Origin of the sequence: Herminiimonas sp. (assembly GCF_030645555.1) — a bacterium.
In the GTDB taxonomy this organism is placed as follows: Bacteria; Pseudomonadota; Gammaproteobacteria; order Burkholderiales; family Burkholderiaceae_D; genus Oxalicibacterium.
This window is the reverse complement of record NZ_JAUSME010000232.1, coordinates 1-5,574: the sequence shown is the minus strand read 5'-3', so window position 1 is coordinate 5,574 and position 5,574 is coordinate 1. Positions and strand designations below refer to the sequence as shown.

Genomic DNA, 5,574 nt, shown 5'->3' with positions numbered 1-5,574 from the left:
AGGATGCTCACGAGAGCAGCGCCGGCGGTAACCATGAGCAGGCGGCTGGTAAGCCGCGTGCTTTTCACGGACGATAATTCTGTATTCTGGATTTGCTTGTTCATTCAAGACTCCTTTGTGTATCAAGTGGTGCTTGCTGTGCTTTGCAGGCATGTTGCAACTATAAAAGCGCTCTGTTGCGGGCTCGCATGCAGCCGGTAAAGTTATGTAAAGGGGTGGGGTATCCTTGTTGGTGCGGAAGCCTGCCTCTTATGCACCAGTTTGGGTGTCGAAATGGCGCAGGTGGCTGGCATAGCTTTTGCACTTCGATAAACATGCCGGCTGTTGCACTGCCGATGCCATTTGGCTGCTGCCGACAATAACAAGGAATAAAAATGGACAGACGTCACTTTCTTCGTGCCGGTGTGGCGGCAAGCGGGAGTTTGTTCGGTTTTGCTTACGCCGCCGATACACAAATCACCCATATCAATGACGCAATCAACAAGGCCGGTCGTCAGCGCATGCTCTCGCAGCGGCTGGCCAAGAGTTATCTGCAGATCGGTCAGTCGATAGACCTGATCCGCTCAAACAAGATATTCAGCGCTTCCATCATGCTGTTCGAACGTCAACTGGCCGAGCTGGAAGTGTTCGCTCCTACTGCCGACAACAAGGCCACGCTGCTTGAATTGAGAAAGACCTGGCTGCGCTACAAGGGTGCGCTGGTGAGCAATCCGCCGAACCGGCAGGATGCGAAAGCGATCATGCTGATCAACGAGGAAGTGCTGACACTGGCGCATGCCGCCACCGTGCAACTGGAAAAATCATCGGGGACGGCGGCGGCGCGACTGGTCAATATTGCCGGGCGCCAGCGCATGCTGTCGCAACGCATGGCCAAGTTTTACCAGGCCATCAACTGGGGCGTGGCGTCGTCGGATGCTTTGATCAATCTGGCCAAAGCGCGCGATGAATTTTTGCTGGCGATGACGGAGTTGGCGAATTCGCCGAAAAACACGGCAGCCATCAAACTGGAGATTGTGCTGGCGCAGCAGCAATGGCTGTTCTTCGATCAAGCGCTCAAGAGCAGCGCCAGCACGCAGGAAAGCAAGATACGCTACGCCACCAACGTGGCGACCACCAGCGAAAGAATACTGGAGACGATGGATAGAATTACCGGGCTGTACGAGCAGCTGGCTTGAGGTGGAATGCGTGCAGGATAGGCGTGTGCCTAGTGCGCCTGCCCGCATATGCTGCAACTGGCGTTGCGCGCGATCTTGATGCTGCTCCATTCCATCGTGCGTGCATCCAGCAATAACAGGCGCCCGGCCAGCGAGGTGCCGATACCGGCGATCAGCTTCAGTGCCTCGGCGGCTTGCATGCTGCCTATGATACCGACCAGTGGCGCAAACACGCCCATGGTGCCGCAATTGACTTCTTCAAATTGCTGCTCTTCCGGGAACAGGCAGGCATAGCAGGGGGCGTTGCCGCTGCGCGCATCGAACACGCTAATCTGGCCGTCGAACTTGATGGCCGCGCCCGATACCAGCGGGACGCGCTTGGCGACGCAGGCGCGATTGATCGCGTGACGCGTGGCGAAGTTGTCGCTGCAATCGAGCACTACCGATGCCTGGCCGACCAGTTCATTGAGGCGTTCTCCGCTGACACGTTCCTTCAGGGCGACGATGTTGATGCCGGGATTGATGTCGCTCAGGGTTTTCTGTCCCGACACTACCTTGGCCTGGCCGATGCGTTCCGTCGTGTGCAGGATTTGCCGCTGCAGATTGGTCAGGTCCACCGTGTCGTCATCGACCAGCGTGATGGTGCCGACCCCGGCCGAGGCGAGATAGAGCGCGGCCGGCGAACCCAGTCCGCCTGCGCCTATGATCAATGCATGCGCCGCCAGCAGCTTCTCCTGGCCTTCGATGTCGATTTCATCGAGCAGGATGTGGCGTGAATAACGCAGTAGTTGGTGGTCGTTCATAAGTAATCCGCAGTGCGCATGTCTTAAGCAAGGTAAACGGGCCCAGCAAAAAGGCCGCATCGCTGCGGCCTTTTTGCTGGCGCTTGCGACTATTTCTTGTCGCCGTTTTTCGGGTCGTTGATGCTAGGTTCTTTTTTTACTTCAACTTTGACTTTCGACAGCACGACAGGCAAGCCTTTCAAGTGGTTCAATGCCTGCGCCAGCTGGAAGTCATCCTTGCTGCCGAATTCCAGCGGCTTGCGCTTTTTCTCCAGCGCGGCGAGGCGCTGGTCTTCTTCCAGTGCATCTATGCTGGGTTTGGCGCTTTCCGCTTCCTTGTCGTTGCTCAAATGTTTTTGCAGGTCTGCTTCACGCAAACGCAAGCCATTCAAGGCATCGCCTTCTGCAGTTTCATCGACCATCAAATCCGGCACGATACCCTTGGCCTGGATGGAGCGGCCGTTCGGCGTGTAGTAGCGCGCAGTAGTCAGCTTGACAGCCGTATCGGCGGACAGCTGGCGTATGGTTTGCACCGACCCCTTGCCGAAAGTCTGCGTGCCCATGATGGTGGCGCGCTTGTAATCCTGCAGGGCGCCAGCCACGATTTCAGATGCCGAGGCAGAGCCGGAGTTGACCAGCACGACCATAGGGATTTTCTTGATGGCTTCCGGCAGTTTTGCCAGCGGATCGCCGACCGAGCGCGCGGCATAGAATTCGCGACGCGCGTAGAAGCTGGCCTTGGAATCCGGCAACTGGCCATTGGTGGAAGTGACGACCACATCTTTCGGCAGGAAGGCTGCCGAGACGCCGATCGCACCCGGCAGTACGCCGCCCGGATCGTTACGCAAATCAAGCACCAAGCCTTTCAGGTTCGGTTCCTGCGCATACAGGGCGGTGATTTTCTTCGCCATGTCGTCGACGGTAGGTTCCTGGAATTGCGCGATGCGCAACCATGCATAGCCTGGCTCCACTACTTTGGACTTCACGCTTTGCACGCGGATTTCCTGGCGCGTGATGGTCACGACGATAGGTTTGTCTTCATCCTTGCGGGCGATGGTCAGCGTGATTTTGGTATTCGGCTCGCCGCGCATTTTCTTGACTGCTTCATCCAGCGTCATGCCCTTGACCGGGGTGGAATCCAGGCGCGTGATCAAGTCGCCGGCTTTCAGGCCAGCGCGATAGGCAGGGGAATCCTCGATAGGTGAAATGACCTTGACGTAACCGTCTTCCATCCCGACTTCGATGCCGAGTCCGACGAATTTGCCTTGCGTGCCTTCACGCAGTTCCTTGAATGCTTTTTTATCAAGATAGGCGGAATGCGGATCCAGCGACGCCACCATGCCGGAAATCGCTTCCGTCAGCAGCTTCTTGTCTTCGACCGGCTCGACATAATCCGATTTGATGAGCCCGAATACATCGGCCAGCTGGCGCAATTCCTCTATGGGCAGGGATGTGCCGACATTTTTCTGTGCCATCGCATCGAGTTGCGTGCCCATCCCGATCACGCCGGCTATCATGCCTAAACCGATCAGTCCGATATTCTTGAGTTTCGTTCCCATGTTCACCTAATAGTTACCCAGCTTAGTGGGTCAAACGCGCGACCCTGATGCCGCATTTCAAAGTATAAACCTGATTGTTCATTGCCGCCGCTATTACCTGTGCTGGCAATCACATCTCCGGATTTGACGGCATCCCCGGCATGTTTCAATACCGATTGATTATTGCCGTATATCGTCATGTACTGGCTGCCGTGATCGACGATGATCAGATTGCCGAAGCCGCGCAACCATTCGGCGAAAATGACGCGTCCGGCCGCGATGGCTTTGACTTCTGTGCCTTCTTCAGCCCGTATGAACAAGCCTTTCCAGGTCGGCCCATCGCCGCGCTTGCTGCCGAATTTGGCCGTCAGGTCGCCGCGCACAGGCAGGCGCAGACGCCCGCGCAATGCAGCGAAAGCGCCATCCTGGACGCCGGCATCCGGTGCGGGTTCCGGGGTGAGCCTGTTGCGGGCGAGCGATTTGGCGGGCGGCTCGTCATCTTCTATCGCATTCGGGTTGGCAATCTTGCCACTCGAGGCCTGGTCATTCGGCGCGCCGCGTTTTTTATTCTGCGCCAGCCGTTTTTCGCGTTCTTCCCTGTCGCGTGCTGCGCGTTCCTGACGGCGTTTTTCTGCGGCGGCGGCTTCCGCCTTGCGTTGTTCCTGCATCAATATGGCTAGTTGATCAACCAGGCTGGAGAGCCGGCGTTCGTCGCGTTCTATATTGCCGGCTTCCTTGCGCTGTGCGCTGAGCTTGCTCGATAGTTGCGCCAGCATGGTGGCGCGCTGGGCTTTTTCTTTTTGCAGGATCGCGTGCTGGTCGCGCGCTTCGGCGGCGATTTCATCGAGTTCTTCCTTGGCGCCTTGTACCTCAGCCTGGTTTTCCTCTATCGTCTGCAGGTTGGCGCGCAGCGATGCAATCAGCTCAGCCTGCGCGCGCGAGACATAACCCATGTATTGCAGCTCGCGATTGATGCGGTTCGGATTGTCGCCTGAGAGCAGCAGCTTGATGCGGTCTTCATTGCCGGCGACATATTGCTCGCGCAGCAGTCGGGCCAGCTGGCTTTGCTGTGCTGCCACGATTTTTTTCAGCGCCGCCTGCTGGGTCGACAATTCCTTGAGCCTGGCTTCGGTTTGCTGCTGCTCTTCAGCCAGGTCGCGCAAGCTGCGTTGCGCTTCCGAGATGGCTGCTTCCGATTTGGCCAGCGCCTCGGCGGCAGAGCTTTTCGCGGTTTCCGTCTTGTCGATATTGCGTTTGAGCGCAGTCAGTTTCTGGCGCAATTCTGCGCGCTCGCTCTCGGCTATCTTCTTTTGCTTGCTGCGGTCGGTGCTTTTTTGCGCATGCACGTCAGGGTGCGCAGCGGCAAACAGCGTCAGCAAGGCGAGTGTGGCGAGAGTGCACATGCCGGAGTAGTTTTTGGCCGGCATGCGTGCAAGACGTTTAAAGCAGGAAAGAAACAGTATGCGCACGTGGCTTATTTGCCGGATCCGTGGCTGGCAGTGGCTTGCAACGCCGCTTCCAGTGATGCCGGATCACCCAGGTAGTAATGTCGTATCGGCTTCAGGTTTTCATCGAGTTCATAGACGATAGGGCGGCCGTTCGGGATATTCAGGGTGACGATATCCTGGTCGTTGATGCTGTCTAGTATCTTGATCAACGCACGCAAACTGTTGCCGTGCGCGGAAATGATGATTTGCTTGCCGGCGCGTATAGACGGCACGATGGTGTCATTCCAGTATGGCTCTACACGCATCAGCGTGTCTTTCAGGCATTCGGCGAGCGGAATTTCTTCATGCTTCAAACCGGCGTAGCGTGGATCCTTGTACATCGTGCGCGGGTCGTCTTCAGCCAGCGGTTCAGGCGGAATGTCATAGCTGCGGCGCCATTGCAAGACTTGTTCCGCGCCATATTTCCTGGCGGTTTCCGCCTTGTTCATCCCTTGCAGGGCACCGTAATGACGTTCATTCAGGCGCCAGTGGCAGACCACCGGTATCCACATCAAATCCATTTCATCGAGCGTAATCCACAGCGTGCGGATCGCGCGTTTCAACACGGAAGTGTAAGCAAGGTCAAAGTTAAAACCCGCTTCGCGCAGCAATA

At 57.0% G+C, this 5,574-nt stretch carries 5 protein-coding genes; 1 reads left to right on the top strand and 4 read right to left on the bottom strand.

All coding sequences use genetic code 11. The annotated features are described in order from the left end of the window. Positions 1–374: 374 nt before the first annotated feature. Positions 375–1,175, top strand: coding sequence for a type IV pili methyl-accepting chemotaxis transducer N-terminal domain-containing protein (locus tag Q7T06_RS09020; protein WP_304783738.1), 801 nt, complete (start codon positions 375–377; stop codon positions 1,173–1,175). A 29-nt stretch (positions 1,176–1,204) separates the two neighbouring features. Here the strand turns inward: Q7T06_RS09020 and Q7T06_RS09015 are convergent, their stop codons facing one another. The 4 genes from Q7T06_RS09015 to gpmA all read right to left on the bottom strand — a co-directional run. Beyond that, complete coding sequence (locus tag Q7T06_RS09015; RefSeq protein WP_304783735.1) at positions 1,205–1,957, bottom strand: HesA/MoeB/ThiF family protein; 753 nt, start codon at positions 1,955–1,957, stop codon at positions 1,205–1,207. A gap of 89 nt (positions 1,958–2,046) precedes the next feature. After that, positions 2,047–3,495, bottom strand: a complete 1,449-nt coding sequence (locus Q7T06_RS09010; RefSeq protein WP_304783733.1) for a S41 family peptidase — start codon at positions 3,493–3,495, stop codon at positions 2,047–2,049. 2 nt (positions 3,496–3,497) lie between these two features. Further along, on the bottom strand, positions 3,498–4,877 hold the full coding sequence (locus Q7T06_RS09005) for a murein hydrolase activator EnvC (RefSeq protein WP_370652356.1): 1,380 nt from the start codon (positions 4,875–4,877) through the stop codon (positions 3,498–3,500). A gap of 71 nt (positions 4,878–4,948) precedes the next feature. Beyond that, positions 4,949–5,574, bottom strand: a 626-nt coding sequence (gpmA, locus tag Q7T06_RS09000; protein WP_304783727.1) for a 2,3-diphosphoglycerate-dependent phosphoglycerate mutase, incomplete at its 5' end; no start/stop codon positions are given.

Excerpts from the sequence above, each read along its gene's own strand:
- Q7T06_RS09015 (WP_304783735.1), bottom strand. The coding sequence starts at position 1,957 with ATGAACGACCACCAACTACTGCGTTATTCACGCCACATCCTGCTCGAT.
- Q7T06_RS09020 (WP_304783738.1), top strand. The coding sequence starts at position 375 with ATGGACAGACGTCACTTTCTTCGTGCCGGTGTGGCGGCAAGCGGGAGT.
- Q7T06_RS09005 (WP_370652356.1), bottom strand. The coding sequence starts at position 4,877 with ATGTGCACTCTCGCCACACTCGCCTTGCTGACGCTGTTTGCCGCTGCG.
- Q7T06_RS09010 (WP_304783733.1), bottom strand. The coding sequence starts at position 3,495 with ATGGGAACGAAACTCAAGAATATCGGACTGATCGGTTTAGGCATGATA.